This is a genomic window from Arthrobacter sp. CAN_A1 (assembly GCF_015751665.1).
GTDB lineage: Bacteria > Actinomycetota > Actinomycetes > Actinomycetales > Micrococcaceae > Arthrobacter_D.
The window spans coordinates 464,444-481,763 of record NZ_JADOUR010000001.1 but is presented as its reverse complement, the minus strand read 5'-3'; the positions used below and the strand labels follow the sequence as shown (position 1 = coordinate 481,763).

Sequence of the window (17,320 nt, the reverse complement as noted above, 5' to 3'; positions counted from 1 at the left end):
GGGCTAGATCCTCGGGCGACGCGACCATTTCCGTGCCTTGAGCGCAAGATGGAGCTCAAGGCGTACCTGCCCGTTGAGTGGGTCAGCACCAATGATTGACCGGATGCGGGAGAGCCGGTTGTAGACGCTGCTGCGGTGCAGGTGAAGCTGCGTCGCCACATCCTGAACCGATCCGTTCTTGTCGTAGAGCAGCTCAAGGACCGGCAGGAGCTCGGCATTCTTGTCGTGTTCCTCCAGCTCAGCAAAGTAGACCGACTTGGTTGACGTCAGTTTCCAGCCACCCGCAGCAAGGAACTGGTAGCACCCCGTGGCCCGGTAGTCGGTGACTGGTCCCAGCCCCCCGTCGACCGCACTGGCCTGAACGGCTTGGCGGGCCTGGGCGAAGGCTCCCGGCAAGTCCCGAAGATCCGGGACCTGCTCGCTGAGACCCAGGAGGGCCGTCCCGGCGTCGCCGCCTTCACGTTTGGCAAGTTCCTGGTCGTATCGTCGGAGAATCTCGGTGTATCCCCCCGCCCCTCCCTCGCCGGTCAGGAGTAGGACAGCGACCGTAGGGGTTCCGGCGCTGAACAACACCGACCTCACCCCCACCGTCGCCTGCAGGGCCGCAGTACGGTGAGTCAACAGGCTCGCCTGCGGGTCAAACGGTCCCGGAAGTTCGCCCCGCGCGAGGAGAACAGCCACCTGCCACGGAGCTGTGTTGTGGAGCTCCGACCAGCCGGCAAGTTCGTCGATACCCCCTGGCGTTCCGTCACACGCAGCCAGGAACGTACTCTCCCGTTTGCGGCGGTATTCGGACGCTGCAGTGTTGCCCTCCAGCAGGAGGGACGCCAGCCGATCCAGCTCACCGCGCACGCCGGGGAGCTGGCGCAGGATGGCCTGGGGTGTCGCTTCCTCCGAGTCCTGCTGAACCCAGAGGTAACCCACCCGGAACCCGCGCACCAGCAGCGGAACACAAACCCGGCCAAGCATCCCGAGCGACGGGTTAGCGGGCAGAACGACCGGCCTGACGGCCGTTGCAATACCGTGCTGCAATTGCCATTGACTGACGTCCTGCGGCACCTTCTTGCTGAGCAGGAAGTTGACCCGTACCCGGTCCGCCGCTGATTGGTGACTGCTGTACGCCAGCAGGACACCGTCCAGATCCTCCAGGGAGAGACCCCGGTTCAGCTGGGCGGCGATGGTCTCCACCGCTGTGTCCACCCCGTCTGCCTGCATCGCTTCATGCTAATGGCGGTGACGGCGAGACGACAATTGATGCGCAAAAGATCGACAGTTGTCGACTTCGATGGTTCCTGGATCTGTGCTAGTGAGTCAGGTCACATGCCGCAGGCGCCGTGTATCCCGGCGATCCGCTGGGACAGCAGCCTCTTCGGTCCACCCTTGAGCGGAATGCGGTCACTGGACTCCTGTTCTTGCGTCCTGAACGGTCCGTAGGCTGGGAGTCGGGCCACAAGCCTCCCTCAGCATCTCAACGAGTGAACGGAGAACCCCGTGATCGTCGGCGTTCCTAAGGAAGTCAAGAACAACGAATTTCGCGTAGCCATCACTGCCTCGGGGGTGCATGAATTCTGCACTACCGGTCACACTGTGCTCGTTGAGAGGGGTGCTGGAACCGGTTCGAACATCACCGACGACGAGTACACGGCGGCAGGGGCGGAAATCGTCGAGTCAGCCGACGAGTTGTGGGCGCGGGCTGACATGGTGCTCAAGGTCAAGGAGCCCATCGCCGAGGAATACCACCGGTTCCGCGCCGGTCTGATTCTCTTCACCTACCTGCACCTTGCCGCCGAGGCGGAACTCACCACGGCCCTGATGGAGTCGGGAGTGACGGCGATCGCCTACGAGACGGTTCAGGACGGCCGCGCCCTGCCGCTCCTCGCACCAATGTCCGAGGTGGCGGGAAGGTTGTCGGTGCAGGTCGGGGCACAGGTCATGACCGCCCCCGCAGGCGGCCCAGGGCTGCTCCTGGGCGGCGTTCCCGGGGTGCGGCCCGCCAAGGTCGTGGTTCTTGGGGCAGGGGTTGCCGGCACCAACGCGGCAGCCATGGCCGTCGGAACCGGCGCAGAGGTCACCATCCTCGATATCAACATCGGACGGCTGCGGGAACTCGACGCCCTGTACGCGGGACGGGTGAAGACCATCGCCTCGAACGCCTTCGAGATTGAGCGGGCCATCCTGGACGCGGACCTCGTCATCGGTTCCGTGCTGGTCCCCGGTGCCCGCGCACCCAAGCTCATCACCAACCAGATGGTCTCACGGATGAAGCCAGGCAGCGTCTTGGTGGATATCGCCGTGGATCAGGGTGGCTGCTTCGAGGACTCACATGTCACCACACACCAGGACCCCACGTTCGTGGTGCACAATTCGCTGTTCTACTGCGTCGGCAACATGCCTGGCGCTGTGCCCAATACGTCAACCTACGCGCTGACCAACGTAACGCTCCGGTACGCGGTTGCGTTGGCCAACCGGGGCGTCAGGGCAGCGTTCGAGTCCGACGCTGCCCTGGCCCAGGGCCTGAATATCGCCGCCGGTCAGGTGGCACACCGTTCGGTGTCCGAGGCGCATGGTCTGCCCCTCGCCGGCTGGCGGGAACTGGTCTGATCAGCCCCGGTGGGCGGCCTCGATGATCTGCAGGGCAGCAAGGCTGTCCTGCGGATCAACCGGTACCGGAGCTCCATCGAGCACCGCTGACGCCATCAGCTGATAGAACTCCGGATACGCGCCCTTCTCGGTGCGGACCTTGGTGGCGGCGGCATCGAACCCCAGAAGTCCCCAGGCCAGCTCGTCCTCCACACCATAGGTGGGATCAGTCGGCAGCATCCCGGCCACGATGGACGGCTCCTGCACGTCGACGCCCCACTTCGAGTACGCCGACTCGGAACCGACCACCCGGAACCGCGGTGCCGCCTGGGGCGCCAGGGCGTTCATCCAGAGGTGGCTGATCGTGCCGCTGGTATGCCGCAGGGCCAGGAAGGCGTCGTCGTCAGGTCCCCCGTCGCCGCGATGCGCAGCTAGTTCCGCGTATTGCAGTTCGGCCGGCCCGAAGAGCTGCAGCGCCTGATCGATCAGGTGCGGTCCCAGGTCGTAGAGGATGCCGCCGCCGTCGCCTGCCGCTGCCCCCTTCCAGGGCTTCGAAACCGCCGGTTTGAACGACTCCATCCGGGACTCGAACCGGCGCACTGTGCCGAGGGTGCCGTCGGCGATAAGTTTCCGAATGGTCAGGAAATCTCCATCCCACCGGCGGTTCTGGAAGACGCTCAGGGCGCTCCCGCGCGATCGAGCCAGCTCGATCAGGCGACGGCCGTCCGCCGTGTCAACGACGAAGGGCTTGTCGACAACGACGGCGAGTCCAGCTTCCAGCGCGGCTTCGGCGAGGGGGACGTGAGTGGCGGGCGGGGTGCTGATGACCGCGAGGTCAAGGTCAGCGGCCAGGGCCAGCGCGTCGGCAGCCGTCGGTACCACGCGAACGCCGGGATACCGCACCTCCGCCTCAGCTTTCCGGGCCGGGTCGGAGGTGACGATGACATCGAGGGAGTACCGGGGATCAGTGTGGATAAAGGGAGCGTGGAACACGCGTCCGCCGAGACCATAACCGAAGACTGCTGTGCGGATTGTCGTCATGCGCTCAGCCTACCGGTCGGGGCCCCAACCAACCGGCGTCGCAATCCAGAGGAGGGTCACGGTACAAAGAGGTACAGCGGGGCAGCGCACCAGGCTTGGGTCAGGACCAGAGACTGTCAGCCCAGGCGGCATCGCGGAGGTAATCCCGGGCCGGACCCACTTCCCACAGCTCGCCACGGGACGCGAGGACTCCCAGATCGCGCATGTCCTCCAGGGTGTCGGGCGAGCACCCTAGGGCTTCGCTGAGCTCCCGGACGTTGCTGGCCAAGATGACATCGTTGGTTGCCGCCATGGTGATCAAATCCTTCCGTGGTTTCCTGCTGGTCGGTTGCCGTCCCGCCTAGTTCTGGTGGTAGGACGATGCCTCGCGTTCGATACTCCACGACCGGGCATAGAGTCCGAGAACTGCTTCCTCACGTGCCGTAAAGCCGAGCCTGTTCAGGGTCATGTGCGCCTGATAAACGGTCAGGTGTTGGGCACTGCGGCTGATCCGCGCCCTGTCGGCGCGGTACAGGTAGTTGTCGACCGCGCGTGACCACCGGCGTCGCCAGTTTTGGGCTGCGGATTCCGCGGCGGTGGCGGCCATCAGGCCGTGGAAGGCAGGGATTCGGGCGCCCACCTGCGTAGTGAGGGCTTCCCGGACGCCTGCCGCGCGGGGGCCAAGCTCGGCGGTGCAGCTTCGAAGGTGGCTGTCCCAATAGAAATCCCAGGAAATCCGCCGCCGGTCGGGCCAGCTGGCGGACCGCGGCCCCTTCATCATGCTGCGCGCTGAGTCAAAAAGGATGAGCGCTCCGAACGCGGAGCGGTTGTGCATTTTTGGGAAACGGCGGCTGGCCCACGCGGCGAGTTCGGAGGACAGCTCAAAGATTTCCTCGGCGAGCTGCAGACCTTCAACACCGCCGTACTTCACCAGGTCCGCCTCAAGCTGCCGGCCGGTGTCGGTTTCCGGGATCGTCGAAACCGAGCCATTGAACGGCAGCGACAGCTGCTCGCGCACGGTCAGCTCGGCAAGGGTGGGGTGGGTCAGACTGAGCTGGGCGAGACTGCCCGAGTCCTGATTGACCGGTTCCGCGCCCTGGGTCTTCCGCCGGAGCGTCTTTAGAAAGTCCTGGAGGCTGACAATTACTGCGGGGCTCGCGAGGACATGTAGTCGTATCTGGGCGACCGTTGGTTCTCCACACCGGGTGAAGAACCAGCGGCCCGTGCCCAGTAACTGAGCCTGCGCCGCCAGTGGGGTGACCAGGTCTTCAATGATGCCGTCCGCTACATCGAAGCCACCGGTGAAGATCGAGAGGTGCCACCATTGAGCGCTGCTAGCTGTTCGTGAGGCGTTTCGAACTGCAGTCAGCTGACTCATGGCACTCTCCTTCCGGATAATTGGTCACCGCCACTGGGGCGAGCTGTGTGCCGTTGCCGCCGGTTGGACCGGCGTCAACAGCAAGTTATTTTGGCCACTCCCAGTTTTGAGCCACCACTGTCTTGGGCCACTCCCAGTTTCCGGCACTCAGTGCCGGGCTGGCGGGAGCGACGATGCCGATGACTATCAAAAGTCCGGCTGCTGCGCCGACAATCTTCTTCACGAGATTCCCCTTCGAGTGGCTGCAAATGGTGCTGAGCCGGCACGAGTGGAGCCGACAGTCCAACAATGAGCCGACCACTCCACCCCTGTCCAGCCAGATAACCGCCCTGTTCAGGACATGGCCTTAAGAGGACTGACCGGGGTGGGTTTACTACACGGGACGTCACGCGGTGGACCCGATAAACCGGGCCTGACGTGGGAGGACGCTTACCGGGAAGCAACCCTGCACCAGCGGTAGGCAGCCCTGTCATAAAGTGGACATGTCATGTTTTTACAAAGGCCGATCTGCCTGCTCTGACGCTATGCAACACTAAAGCACCCGATGACACGACGGATCGGTAAGCTTCACTCAGGCGTGCCGCCATGCCGGGGAGGAATGTTCATGCTTGACGGATTATGCCTGGAGCTCTATCGCTACGCCGTCGCCCATCCAGGATGGACCCGGCAGGGAGTGTCGGAAGCCCTCGGCTACACGCTCAGGGATATCGACGCTGCGATGGAGCAGCTCACCCAACGGAAACTTCTGAGCGCCCATGCAGCCAATCCTGACGCCTATGTTGCCATTTCGCCCGACGTCGCACTGGCTGACCTGGTCGACGCCGACGAGCGGCAGGTCCAGGACCTGAGAAGCCGGATCAGCACGAAGCGTCGTGAGCTCTCGGGACTGGTTCCGCTCTACCTGGAAGCTCGGCGGGAGGTCATTTCGAGTGCTTCGGTCGAGGTTCTTGAGGATCCACACCTGATCCAGCGTGTCCTGATCGAATACGGGCGTGATGTCTCGGAGCAGGTCCTGATGGCCGTCCCCGGGACTGGTGCGAATGCCGATTTTCAGGAAGAGAATGTCAGGAAGGATCTGGATCTACTGAAGCAAGGTGTGAGCCGCCGAAATCTCTACGACCTCAGCACCCGCGACCACATGCCGACCCGCAAGGCGGTCAAGGCGATCGCCGCGGGGGGCGGCGAGTTCCGCACCCTCCCGTCGGTGCCCTTCAGGATGCTCATCTTTGACCGGAAACTAGCGGTCGTGGCCCGGCAACTGACGAGCAGCGACAAAGCGGCGATGATGATTCGCGACGCCAACCTGGTGAATGTCTTCATTCAGGTCTTCAACTTCACCTGGGAATTTGCCGACCCGTTCCCCGTGGAGGAAGACTCTGCCCCGCCCCTCAACGGAACCCAGCAGGCCATCCTCGCAGGACTGGCCGCCGGCTACTCGGATGAGGTGATTGCACGGCGTCTCGACCTCAACGTCCGCACCTGCCGCCGCCACATTGCCTGGATGCTGGAAACCCTGAAAGCGGACAGCCGCTTCCAGGCCGGAGCCAAGGCCCGCGACGCAGGCTGGATCTAGGCAACACCCGTTGCTCATTAGTTAACCCCTGCCATAGACTGCGTGAGTGAACTCACAGGCAAAACTTGACCCGACCACCATGGCTGCCGAGACCGAAGTCGCATTGCTGCGCGCAACGGACTCCGCCCACCGGCATGAGGCGCTCTTCTCCGAGCGGGCCGCAAACATCAAACAGTCGGCCGTGCGGGATGTCTTCGACATTTCGATTCAGCCCGGATTGGTGTCGCTCGCGGGGGGAAGCCCCTACCTGCGGTCCCTCCCGCTGAAGGAACTCGGCGACACCGTGCAGCGAATCGTTGCCGAGCACGGCCTGGAGGCACTGCAATACGGCGGCGGTCAGGGAATGGAGAAGCTCCGCATCCAGATCTGCGAGGTGATGGCGGCCGAAGGTATCACCGACGCCGATCCAGCAGATCTGGTGATCACCACCGGGTCGCAGTCCGCCCAGGACGTCGCGGCCAAGGTCTTCTGCAACCCAGGCGACGTGATCCTCTGCGAGGACCCCACCTATGTGGGAGCCCTGAACACGTTCGAGGCCTACCAGGTGGACGTCCAGGCCGTGGCGATGGACGACGACGGTCTGGTCCCCGAGGAGTTGCAGCGGCGGATTACCGAGCTCCAGGCCGATGGCCGCACCATCAAGGCGCTGTACACCATCCCGAGTTTCAACAACCCCAGCGGAATCACCCTCAAAGCCAGCCGCCGCCAGAGCATCGTCGACATCTGCAAGGCCAACAACATCCTGGTCCTTGAGGACAATCCCTACGGGCTACTCCGCTTCGATGGCAAACCGCTTACCCCGATGCGGGAAGGCAACCCCGACGACGTCATCTACCTGGGGTCCTTCTCCAAGATTTTCGCCCCCGGCGTGAGACTGGGGTGGGCACTGGTCCCGAAGCACCTGCACCGGCGGTTTTACCTGGCCTGCGAAGCTGTGGTCCTCTGCCCGTCTCCGCTGACGCAGATGCTGGTTTCGGCCTACCTTAGCGACTACGACTGGCTGGGGCATCTTGAGACGACCCGAGCCCTGTACAGCGAGCGGTGCTCCACCTTGCTGGGCGCCCTGGAGGAGCACCTTCCGCCGTCGGTCACCTGGACACGGCCGGATGGCGGCTTTTTCGTCTGGGTCACGTTACCCGAGGGGATCGACACCTACCCGCTGTTGTACAAGGCCATCGACGCTGGTGTGGTGTTCATCCCAGGCGCCGCGTTCACTCCGTCCGATGAGCCGTCGAACAAACTACGGCTTGCCTTCAGCGCCGTTTCCAGTGAGGACATCGTCACGGGCGTCGAGCGGCTCGCCCCGATCCTGCGGGAAGCGATCGAGGCCAACCATGCGTAAGCGGAACCTACCGGTTGCGGGTGCGCAACCGGTCCAGAACCACGGAGACGGCCAGCAACAGGACGGCAAGAATCAGCAGCCGGACAACAAAGTTCAGCTCGGGAAAGAGGAGCTGGAGCAGGCTTGACCCGATGAAGGCGGCCAGCAGCATGGGCAGCAGCCGCTTCAGGTAGGAGCCGGCGGACGCCGGGTTCGTGCTTTCGTTGTCCGCGCGGCTGTTGCCCGGGCGGACGGGAGTGGGGCGCTGTCTAGGGTTTTTTGCCATAGTGTCCCAGCCTAGAGCACGCCGTCAGTCGAGGAGCAGGGCGGGTTCCTCGAGGATGGACGCGACGTCGGCCATAAAGCGCGCGCTGAGGTCGCCGTCGACCACCCGGTGGTCGAACGATCCCCCGAGGGTAGTGATCCAGCGTGGGATCACTTCGCCGTCCAGCACCCAGGGTTTCTGCTTGATGGTGCCGAACGCGACGATGGCAACCTCCCCGGGGTTAATGATCGGCGTACCCGTGTCGATTCCGAGAGCACCGATGTTGGTGACGGTGAGTGAACCGCCCTGCATCTGTGCTGGCTGTGTCTTTCCCGCTCGGGCGGTGGTCGCCAGCTCATTGAGGGCGACGGCGAGCTCCTTCAATGAAAGGTTCTGCGCGTCCTTGATATTCGGGACCATGAGCCCCCGGGGGGTGGCTGCGGCGATACCCAGGTTCATGAAGTGTTTGACCAGGATTTCATCACCCGCCCAGGTGGCGTTGACCGACGGGTTGCGGGCGGCAGCCCAGATCACCGCCTTGCACAGAATCAGGAGAGGTGACACCTTGATTCCTTCGAAGTCCCGCGAAGCTTTAAGCCGCTTGACGAATTCCATGGTGCGTGACGCGTCGACGTCAACGAAAATGCTGACGTGTGGCGCAGAGAAGGCGCTTTCGACCATAGCTTTGGCCGTCGCCTTCCGTACACCTTTCACCGGCACGCGCTCGATCCGCTGCTCCTGAGGCTTCCGTGCCGCATCCCAGAACGTATTTGCTCCGTCCTGTTCGGCGTCCCGTTGGGCCTGATAGCTCAGGAGATCCCGTTTGGTGACTTCACCGGAGCGGCCGGTCCCCTCGACGTCGGCGAGGTTGATTCCGAGGTCGCGGGCAGCCTTCCGGACGGGCGGCTTGGCGAGAACCCGGGAGGGCAGCGGCGCCGATTCGGTGGTCACGGGCTGGGCAGTGGTCGCGGGCATGACCGATTCGGTGCTCGACCGCCGCGGCCGGCGCTTGACTGCGTCCGCCTTGGGCCCGGTCCCTACCAGGGGGCCCGGTTCGCCAGGGTGGGTAACCGCTGAGTCGGGCTGGACCGCGGTTGGGGTCGGAGTGGAGGGTGGTGTCGACAGTTCGCCGGGCATCTGCGGCGCCGGCACGTCATCGTCGCCGTCAGCGACCGAGATAATGGCCGAGCCGACGTCGACCGTCTCACCCTCCGTGGCCAGCAGTTCAGCGACGACGCCGGCGTAGGGGGAGGACAGTTCAACCAGTGACTTGGCGGTTTCGATCTCGACGATGACGTCGTTGATCGCCACGACACTGCCGGGCTTGACCTTCCACTGCACTATTTCGGCTTCGGTGAGACCCTCACCGACGTCGGGGAGATTGAACGTATTCAGTGTCATGGGTTCCTCTAGTAGGCCAGGGCGCGGTCGAGGGATTCGAGAATGCGGTCGATGTCCGGTAGGTACTGCTCTTCCATGCGGGCTACCGGATACGGCAGGTGGAAGCCGCCAACACGCATCACGGGTGCCTGCAGTGAAAGGAAAGCGCGCTCCGAGACACGGGCGGCGAGTTCGCCGCCGATTCCACCGAAGGTTGGCGCTTCGTGGGCCACGATCAGCCTCCCGGTTTTTTGGACTGACGCGGTGACGGTGTCGAAATCCATGGGCGACACCGAGCGGAGGTCAATCACTTCGACGCTGTTCCCGTCCTCGGCGGCGGCAGCGGCAGCGGCGAGCGCCACCGGGACCAGCGGCCCGTAAGCCACTACCGTGGCGTCAGTTCCTTGGCGAAGGACGTGGGCGGCGAAAGGATTCCCCGGTGGCGTGGTCAGATCGACCTCACCCTTGAGCCAATAGCGGCGCTTGGGCTCAAACACGATCACCGGGTCGTCGCAGTCGATGGCTTGCTGGATCATCCAGTAGGCATCCTGCGGGTTCGACGGGGTGATGATGCGCAACCCCGCGGTGTGGGCGAAGAGGGCCTCGGGGGACTCGGAATGGTGTTCAACGCTGCCGATGCCACCCCCATAGGGAATCCGGATCACCACGGGGACGCGCAGCATCCCGTCGCTGCGGGCATGCATCTTGGCTAGCTGGGTGGTGATCTGGTTGAAGCCGGGAAAAACGAAACCGTCGAACTGGATCTCGCAGACGGGGCGGTAACCCCGCAGGGCCAACCCGATCGCTGTCCCGATGATCCCCGATTCACCCAGCGGGGTATCGACGACGCGGTCCGCTCCGAACTCGGCTTTCAGCCCCTCGGTGACCCGGTAGACGCCTCCAAGGGCACCAATATCCTCGCCCATCAGCAGGGTGGCCGGGCTTGTCTCCAGAGCAGCTCTGAGCCCTTCGTTGATGGCCTTGGCAATTGTCATGACCGGCATCTAGTTGCCCCCTTCGGTCTCTGCAACGAAACCGGCCTCGTAGTCCTGCCAGAGCCGCAGTTCTTCCTGGACCAAGGGATGCGGTTCGGTGTAGGCAGTGTTGAAACGTTGGCTCAGGTCGGGTGCCTCCATGGCGAGGACGGCGCTGCGGAGCCGCGTCGCCTGCGCGTCGGCCTCCGCCGAAAGGTACTCAAAGAAGGAGTCCCCGGTGCCATTGGCCCGGAGATGGGTCTCCAGCCGGAGCAGCGGGTCGCGGGCCACCCAGGGCTCCTCGTCAGCCGATGCGCGGTATTTGGTGGGGTCATCGGCGGTGGTATGGGCGCTCATCCGGTAGGTGAAGGCTTCGATCAGGACGGGGCCCCTGCCCTGCCTGGCATGGTCAAGCGCCCAGGCAGTCACCGCGTTGACGGCGAGGACATCGTTTCCGTCGACCCGGATGCCGGGGAAACCATAGCCTGCTGCGCGATGTGCCAGGGGGACCCGGGTCTGGACGTCAGAGGGAACCGAGATGGCCCAATGGTTGTTTTGGCAGAAGAACACCACCGGGGCATTGAACGAGGCGGCGAAAACCATCGCTTCGTGGACGTCGCCCTCCGAGCTTGCGCCATCGCCGAAGTAGGCGACCGAGGCCGCCGCCGGGGTGGCGGGATTGGCTGCACGATCGCGCTGGATACCCATCGCGTAGCCAACCGCGTGCAGGGTTTGGGCTGCCAGGACCAGAGTGTAGAGCTGGAAGTTGTGCTTCCGGGGATCCCAGCCGCCGTTGGTCACGCCGCGGAACAGTCGCAGCACGTCGGGGAGATCGACACCCCTGGTCAGCGCCACCCCGTGCTCCCGGTAGGTCGGGAACGCATAGTCCGCTGGTTGCATCGCCCGACCCGAACCGATCTGGGCGGCTTCCTGGCCGGTGAGCGGCACCCACAGGGCGAGTTGGCCCTGCCGTTGCAGAGCAGTCGATTCCTGGTCAAACCGCCGGATTAGGTACATGTCCCGGTAGAGGCCCTCGTAGGTCGACGGGTCGGGAGCGTAGGCACTGAACCGGGACTCCGGAACCAGGAGGCCGTCCTCGGTCAGCAGTTGGACCATTTCCTGAACGTCTTGTGAGGGATCCCGTCCGTGTGAGCCGCTGTCCAGGTCAAGTCCGGAAGTCGATTGCGCAACGTCCATGGGTACTTCCTTACCGTCGATATATACCCCAGATGGAATGCTTTACTGGGACATGCCCTCTTCTGCATGTACTCAGTCCACACTAGCCACGCGATCGTGTGCGGCCCATTTGTGACGTTCTATGAGACTCCCGGACCACTGCCGTAGGTTGAGCAAAGTTCGAGGAATCGGGTGTTCGCTTCGGGCTCTCCGATGCTTACCCGGGCACCTTCGACGCCAAACGCTCTGACCGACAGCGCCCGTTGTTCCGCGAGCGCCGCGAACTCAGGCGTCCGTTCTCCCAGTGCCAGCCAGACAAAGTTCCCCTCGGCGTTCGGGACCGTCCAGCCGAGGGAGCGTAGGCCTTGAACCACCCGGGTGCGCTCATCGACAATGCCCTGGACGCGCTCCGCGACCTCGTCAAAGTGCTCCAGCGACGTCACTGCCGCCTGTTCAGCGATCTGGGAGACAGCAAAGGGCACGGCGCTGACCCGCAGGTGTTGGGTCAGCTCCGGCTGCGAGACGGAGTAGCCCACGCGAAGCCCGGCGAGGCCGTGAGCCTTCGAGAACGTGCGCAACACCACAACGTTCTGGTGCTCCCGGTACATGGCGAGCCCGTCCACGGCGTCCGTGTCCCTGACGAATTCCTGATAGGCCTCGTCAATCACCACCACGATGTGCGCCGGCACGCGCTGTAGGAACGCGCTGACGGCGGCCTCCGTGAGGATGGGCCCGGTTGGGTTATTCGGGGTACAGAGCAGAATGACGCGGGTGCGGTCGGTGATCGCCGCCAGCATTGCGTCAAGGTCGTGGGTGCCGTCCTGATTCAGCGGGATCTGCACCCCTGCGGCGCCAGCCAGTCCAACACAAATGGGGTACGCCTCGAAGGACCGCCAGGGGTAAATCACCTCGTCGGCTGCGTCATAGTCATTCTGGCCCGCAAAAGTGGCGAGGACCTGGTTCAGGGCGCCAAGGCTTCCCGCGCCGGCCACAATGTCATCGGCGGGAACTGAAAGAAACGATGCCAGGGCCGTTCGCAGGGCGCTGGTCATCGGGTCGGGGTACCGGTTGATGTGCGTCTGGGACGCGATTGCTGCCAGCACCGACGGGAGCGGCGGAAGCGGGTTCTCGTTGGAGGAGAGCTTATAGCTCTGCAGACCCTCCACAACGACCGGAGGTTTGCCTGCCGCATAGCGGGGCAGACGGCCCAGCACGCTGCGGGGATGAATGGGAAGGTCCTGTGCCCCGGCGTCGTCGCCCTGGCGCTCTGGTGTAGTCATGGCTCCAGCTTATCGCTGGGCAGGAGCGGACCCTTATGACAGCATTGAGGGATGCTGAAGTTCATTGTCCGCATCCTGATCAATGCGCTGGCGCTCTTTGTCGCTGCCTGGTTGCTCCCCGGCATCGAGGTGGGGTCCGCCTCATCCACCGGGGACACGACCGGAGTGGTCCTTTCCTACCTCTTTGTGGGTCTCGTGTTCGGCATCGTCAATGCCCTGGTGCGGCCTATTGTCGCGTTACTGTCCCTGCCGCTCACCATCCTCACCCTCGGGCTATTCACCATCGTCATCAACGCGGGAATGCTGATGCTCACCGCCTGGCTGACGTCCTTCACCCCTATCCAGTTCTCGGTTGACGACTTCTTCTGGTCGGCGGTTCTCGGCTCACTCATTATCAGCGTTGTCTCGATGGTGGCCGGATCCCTCACCGGCACCCGCCGATAGCGGGCCTAACGGTCCGGCCGGGGCTCAGGAACCCGCGTGATGCCTGGGACCCGGGCCTGGCGTCCTGTCCCTGGTTTCGCCCCACCGGCCGGCAGCCGCCGCTGGGCCCTGAACACGTGCCGCTCCGCCGAGGCTCCGACTCCGATTGCCGCCCTCAGCACGCCCACCGATGCGACGATCGACGGATGGGCGCTGGATTCCACCGCCTCAGCGCCGTCCAGATACGTGCCCAGCTTGTGCGCAGCACCGAGGCCTTCGTCGCCGTCCTGCACCTCTGCCACCGGGTTTCGCAACGTTACCGTCACCCTGTCCCGCTCGTCGGAGTTCGGGGTGCCGTCCACCTGGTGCACCCAGTCATCGGCGTGTTCCAGCTGCAGGGACGTCCCGCCGCCGGAGGGTTCGCGTCCGGTGGGAGCACCTGCAGTGAGAACGAGCTGCAGGTTGAAGTCATCGGCAATGCCCTGATCCTGCGCCAGGTTCGCTGCGTGCATTCCACCCTGGCTGTAACCGACCATCATCACGCTGTCCCCCTGTCTGGCTCCCGCGTCGGAGAGGGCGCGACGAACCGCGTCAGCAACGAAGACGCTGTCGTGGTGCACCGCCTCGACCACGCCCGTTGGGTCGAAGGGGTTGCTGCTCGCTGCGGGGTTGGAGCCTTGCGTGCCAGGAAGCACCACCACGTAGACCGGGCCACCGGTGCCCTGCACCTTCAGCACCTCGAAGACTCCTGGGCCTTCAGCCTTGACGGCGTCGACCCGTTGCAACAGGGCGGGTACCGACCCGTCCAGAGTGAGCCGTTCCGGTGCCGACACACATTCCACGCTGATCGGCGCCGGCTCGGCGAAATTGCCCGCGTTGGCTAGATCGATGGCCCGGTGCAGGCCGCGTTCGATCTCCCCCACAGCTTTCCGGGCTGCCGCGGTGGCCAGCTGGGTGAGGGCTTCTGAACTCTCATAGGAAAGCCTGCACCATTCGATCCGCTGGGCGGTGTCCCGCAGGTCATCATCACTGCGGCCAAGGGCCATCCGGGCTGTGTCCATGGCAGCAACCGCGGCGTCCCCGGCGCCCCGCACCGCGGCCTCCTGCCCCTTGAGAAGCAGCTGTAGCCGCCATTGCAGGTCTCCGCAGAAGTGCAGGGCCTCCCTCAACTCGTCCGCCAGGAGCCCCAGCCGGACAGATCCTTGCCGCAGCTCGTCCCATTGGAAGCGGATACTTCCCACCCCGCCCCGCACCGTGATGCCACCCGGTTCCGGGTCGGATGGCGGCCCGATAGGGGTCAGGTCCGCAGCGGTACTCACAACTGTTCACGAAGGGCGTTGTATTCAAGGCTCCTGAGCTCCAAGGCAAACGACCCCACCTGTGCCGCGGCCTCCCGCAGCAGACCCCCTGCCCGCCGCACCCCAACCGCCTGGGCAAGCACATATTCGCCGAAGTTTCGCCCGGCCGGTGAATCCCACTCCAGTGCGCCGCCTCCCGCCAGCCGGGAGGCAATCTCCTCCACCAGCTCTGCCTGGCGCAACAGATGGGAGCTGAGTGCGGCGGCAGTTGAACTGTCCACCGCCCAGGGTTCGCACGACCAGTCCGCCACCGTCGTCACCATTCCTCCTGGCTGTCGCGACCTGCCGGTCCTGGACCGCAGGGTTATTGCCGTGAACGCTACCCCCGGGCCCGGTCGCCCCGGGCTGGTGTGACCCGTATGTGTGCAGGCACAGTGCGCCTTACGGTGGGGAGGAAAGGTCATCCGACAGCTAGCATCAGCCGGATCATGAAATGATCGGTGGTATGGCTGATATTTCTAGGGTGCATCTCGCGTCGACTTCAACCCCGTCGGGCCTTCCGCTGACTCTCGGACCGTTGGACGGCCGGTACAGCGGGGCCGTGGCACCGCTGGTTGACTATCTTTCCGAGGCGGCCCTCAACCGGGACCGCGTGCACGTTGAGGTGGAGTGGCTGATCCACCTCACCCGCAACGCTGTACTGCCGGGAACCGCCCCTCTCACTTCCGACCAGGAGGTGGCGTTGCGTGCCATCGTGACCGGATTCGACGGCGAGTCAGTCGCCGAGCTCGCCGAGTTGGAACGCGTCACAGTGCACGATGTGAAAGCGGTTGAGTACTTTATCGGTCGGCGACTCCCCGATCTCGGCATCGCCGAGCTCAAACCTTTGGTCCACTTTGGCTGCACCTCCGAGGACATCAACAACCTGTCCTACGCCGTCGGAGTCAAGGGGGCCGTCGAAAACGTGTGGCTTCCGGCTGCCCGATCGTTGACCGGTCAGATCGCCGGGATGGCACGGGAGTCCGCTGCAGTTCCCATGCTGTCCCGCACCCATGGCCAACCTGCCACCCCCACCACCCTGGGCAAGGAGCTCGCCGTCGTCGCTCACCGCCTCGACAGGCAGCTCAAACGCATCGAAGGCACCGAGTACCTGGGCAAGATCAATGGCGCGACCGGCACTTTCGCAGCCCACTATGCCTCGGTTCCCGACGCCGACTGGCAGCGGGTGTCGCAGGGCTTCGTCGAAGGACTGGGGCTATCCTGGAACCCGCTCACCACCCAGATCGAATCCCACGACTGGCAGGCCGAGCTCTATGCCGACGTGGCCCGCTTCAACAGAATCCTCCACAACTTCTGCACCGATGTGTGGAGCTACATCTCCATCGGGTACTTCGCGCAGGTTCCTGTCGAAGGTGCCACCGGTTCTTCCACCATGCCGCACAAGGTGAATCCGATCCGGTTTGAGAACGCCGAAGCGAACCTTGAAATCTCCTGCTCCCTCCTCGACGTGCTCGGTGCCACGCTCGTCACCTCACGGTGGCAGCGCGACCTCACCGATTCCTCCTCGCAGCGCAACATAGGTGTCGCGTTTGGTCATTCCCTCCTCGCCCTGTCGAATGTGGCAAAGGGACTTGACCGGCTCGACGTCGCTGCTGCAGTTCTGGCGGCGGATCTCGACACCAACTGGGAAGTGCTCGGTGAAGCGGTCCAGATGGTCATGCGGGCTGAGGGGATCGCCGGAGTTCCGGGCATGGACGACCCCTACGAACGGCTCAAGGAACTGACGCGTGGACAGCGCGTTGATGCGGCCAGGATGCAGGAGTTCGTCTCCGGGCTGGGGCTTTCCCCGGAGGCCGAATCCCGGCTGATGGCCCTCACACCGGCGACCTACACCGGCATCGCTGAGCAGCTCGTCGACCACCTCGACTAGCCTCACTCACCGAACGACCCCCCGCAGTGACGCGGGCAGACACCGCTAAAACCCTGCGCTGGTCTGGCCGTCACTCCCATCATCAACTGCGGCTGGAGGATTCTGTGAGCGGCGTTCTGGCAGGCTACTGGCATCGGCGTTGGCCGTGCCAGCCCTGATCCTTATCGCCTGGCTACTGAGCTGACCGAGGATGCCACCAGGTCCTACCCCAGCAGGGTGATGGTCTTCGCCCGACTGTCCCAGCGCCGCGCCCCCGTGACGCTGCCTTGCGGCGCAGAGCCGCTCAGGACCGCGAGCGCGTCCGGCAGGCGCTCCGTGCTGATCGAGTTAGCGAGGGTGATGTGCGGAACCCATGCCCCAGGCAGCGACGTGCTCACGGGCCCGTCAACGTTCCCGGCGTCGTGCGCCGCCTGATGCAGGTGCAGGAGTTGTTGACTACAGATCACCTGCCGGGCCAGGACGAACCCGCGCCGTCCGGCGTCGAACAGGAGCAGCCCGGCGCAGGAAAACATCAGGGGAAGGCTCAGGCGTTCGCGTAGCTCCCCGTCCCGGTCGCCGGTAATCACCGGTGCGGCGATCAGGGTGATGTGCGGCCGGTTGTGCGGGGAGTTGTGAGAGGCACGGCTCGGCAGGCCAGCCGCGAGCAGGGCATTCCATTCAGCGCGGATGAACTGTTCCGAAACATCGTCAAGGAGCAGCTCGATGCTGTCCACTGGACCCTG

18 protein-coding genes are annotated in these 17,320 nt (G+C 64.4%); 5 read left to right on the top strand and 13 right to left on the bottom strand.

What is annotated here, in order from left to right; translation table 11 throughout:
* Positions 1 to 3 precede the first annotated feature (3 nt).
* Positions 4 to 1,215 (bottom strand): PucR family transcriptional regulator, encoded by a 1,212-nt coding sequence (locus tag IWX62_RS02390; protein ID WP_196839739.1) that lies wholly within the window; start codon positions 1,213 to 1,215, stop codon positions 4 to 6.
* A gap of 276 nt (positions 1,216 to 1,491) precedes the next feature.
* Here IWX62_RS02390 and ald point away from each other — a divergent pair, with 276 nt between their 5' ends.
* Complete coding sequence (gene ald, locus IWX62_RS02385) at positions 1,492 to 2,601, top strand: alanine dehydrogenase (protein WP_196839738.1); 1,110 nt, start codon at positions 1,492 to 1,494, stop codon at positions 2,599 to 2,601.
* On the opposite strand, the gene IWX62_RS02380 is transcribed toward ald, so the two are convergent.
* The 4 genes from IWX62_RS02380 to IWX62_RS02365 form a co-directional block, all read right to left on the bottom strand.
* Entirely contained in the window at positions 2,602 to 3,621 is a 1,020-nt protein-coding gene (locus tag IWX62_RS02380) for a Gfo/Idh/MocA family protein (protein ID WP_196839737.1), read from the bottom strand.
* Positions 3,622 to 3,721: 100 nt separating this feature from the next.
* A complete protein-coding gene (locus IWX62_RS02375) occupies positions 3,722 to 3,913 on the bottom strand; it encodes a hypothetical protein (protein ID WP_196839736.1) in 192 nt (63 codons plus the stop codon).
* A gap of 48 nt (positions 3,914 to 3,961) precedes the next feature.
* A complete protein-coding gene (locus IWX62_RS02370) occupies positions 3,962 to 4,978 on the bottom strand; it encodes a lantibiotic dehydratase C-terminal domain-containing protein (RefSeq protein ID WP_196839735.1) in 1,017 nt (338 codons plus the stop codon).
* 85 nt (positions 4,979 to 5,063) lie between these two features.
* Complete coding sequence (locus IWX62_RS02365) at positions 5,064 to 5,201, bottom strand: hypothetical protein (protein WP_196839734.1); 138 nt, start codon at positions 5,199 to 5,201, stop codon at positions 5,064 to 5,066.
* Positions 5,202 to 5,582: 381 nt separating this feature from the next.
* Between IWX62_RS02365 and IWX62_RS02360 the strand changes: the two genes are divergently transcribed.
* Complete coding sequence (locus IWX62_RS02360) at positions 5,583 to 6,551, top strand: LuxR C-terminal-related transcriptional regulator (protein WP_196839733.1); 969 nt, start codon at positions 5,583 to 5,585, stop codon at positions 6,549 to 6,551.
* 79 nt (positions 6,552 to 6,630) lie between these two features.
* On the top strand, positions 6,631 to 7,893 hold the full coding sequence (locus IWX62_RS02355) for an aminotransferase-like domain-containing protein (protein ID WP_196839857.1): 1,263 nt from the start codon (positions 6,631 to 6,633) through the stop codon (positions 7,891 to 7,893).
* A 7-nt stretch (positions 7,894 to 7,900) separates the two neighbouring features.
* On the opposite strand, the gene IWX62_RS02350 is transcribed toward IWX62_RS02355, so the two are convergent.
* The 5 genes from IWX62_RS02350 to IWX62_RS02330 form a co-directional block, all read right to left on the bottom strand.
* Positions 7,901 to 8,158 (bottom strand): hypothetical protein, encoded by a 258-nt coding sequence (locus IWX62_RS02350; protein WP_196839732.1) that lies wholly within the window; start codon positions 8,156 to 8,158, stop codon positions 7,901 to 7,903.
* A gap of 24 nt (positions 8,159 to 8,182) precedes the next feature.
* Complete coding sequence (locus tag IWX62_RS02345; RefSeq protein ID WP_196839731.1) at positions 8,183 to 9,538, bottom strand: dihydrolipoamide acetyltransferase family protein; 1,356 nt, start codon at positions 9,536 to 9,538, stop codon at positions 8,183 to 8,185.
* An 8-nt stretch (positions 9,539 to 9,546) separates the two neighbouring features.
* Positions 9,547 to 10,521 carry an alpha-ketoacid dehydrogenase subunit beta gene (locus IWX62_RS02340; protein WP_196839730.1) on the bottom strand — a complete coding sequence of 325 codons (975 nt, stop codon included), beginning with the start codon at positions 10,519 to 10,521 and terminating at the stop codon, positions 9,547 to 9,549.
* Entirely contained in the window at positions 10,522 to 11,688 is a 1,167-nt protein-coding gene (locus tag IWX62_RS02335; RefSeq protein WP_196839729.1) for a thiamine pyrophosphate-dependent dehydrogenase E1 component subunit alpha, read from the bottom strand.
* Positions 11,689 to 11,807: 119 nt separating this feature from the next.
* On the bottom strand, positions 11,808 to 12,947 hold the full coding sequence (locus IWX62_RS02330; protein WP_196839728.1) for a histidinol-phosphate transaminase: 1,140 nt from the start codon (positions 12,945 to 12,947) through the stop codon (positions 11,808 to 11,810).
* Positions 12,948 to 12,998: 51 nt separating this feature from the next.
* Between IWX62_RS02330 and IWX62_RS02325 the strand changes: the two genes are divergently transcribed.
* Entirely contained in the window at positions 12,999 to 13,391 is a 393-nt protein-coding gene (locus IWX62_RS02325; protein WP_196839727.1) for a phage holin family protein, read from the top strand.
* A gap of 5 nt (positions 13,392 to 13,396) precedes the next feature.
* On the opposite strand, the gene IWX62_RS02320 is transcribed toward IWX62_RS02325, so the two are convergent.
* The gene (locus IWX62_RS02320) at positions 13,397 to 14,689 is read right to left on the bottom strand and encodes a hypothetical protein (protein WP_196839726.1); all 1,293 of its coding nucleotides are present in this window, start codon (positions 14,687 to 14,689) and stop codon (positions 13,397 to 13,399) included.
* On the bottom strand, positions 14,686 to 14,991 hold the full coding sequence (locus IWX62_RS02315; RefSeq protein ID WP_333483148.1) for a hypothetical protein: 306 nt from the start codon (positions 14,989 to 14,991) through the stop codon (positions 14,686 to 14,688). Before IWX62_RS02315 ends, IWX62_RS02320 begins: the two co-directional genes overlap by 4 nt.
* 182 nt (positions 14,992 to 15,173) lie before the next feature.
* On the opposite strand from IWX62_RS02315, the gene purB reads away from it, so the two are divergent.
* Positions 15,174 to 16,598 carry an adenylosuccinate lyase gene (purB, locus tag IWX62_RS02310; protein WP_196839724.1) on the top strand — a complete coding sequence of 475 codons (1,425 nt, stop codon included), beginning with the start codon at positions 15,174 to 15,176 and terminating at the stop codon, positions 16,596 to 16,598.
* A 203-nt stretch (positions 16,599 to 16,801) separates the two neighbouring features.
* On the opposite strand, the gene IWX62_RS02305 is transcribed toward purB, so the two are convergent.
* On the bottom strand, positions 16,802 to 17,311 hold the full coding sequence (locus IWX62_RS02305; protein WP_196839723.1) for a 2'-5' RNA ligase family protein: 510 nt from the start codon (positions 17,309 to 17,311) through the stop codon (positions 16,802 to 16,804).
* Positions 17,312 to 17,320 lie beyond the last annotated feature (9 nt).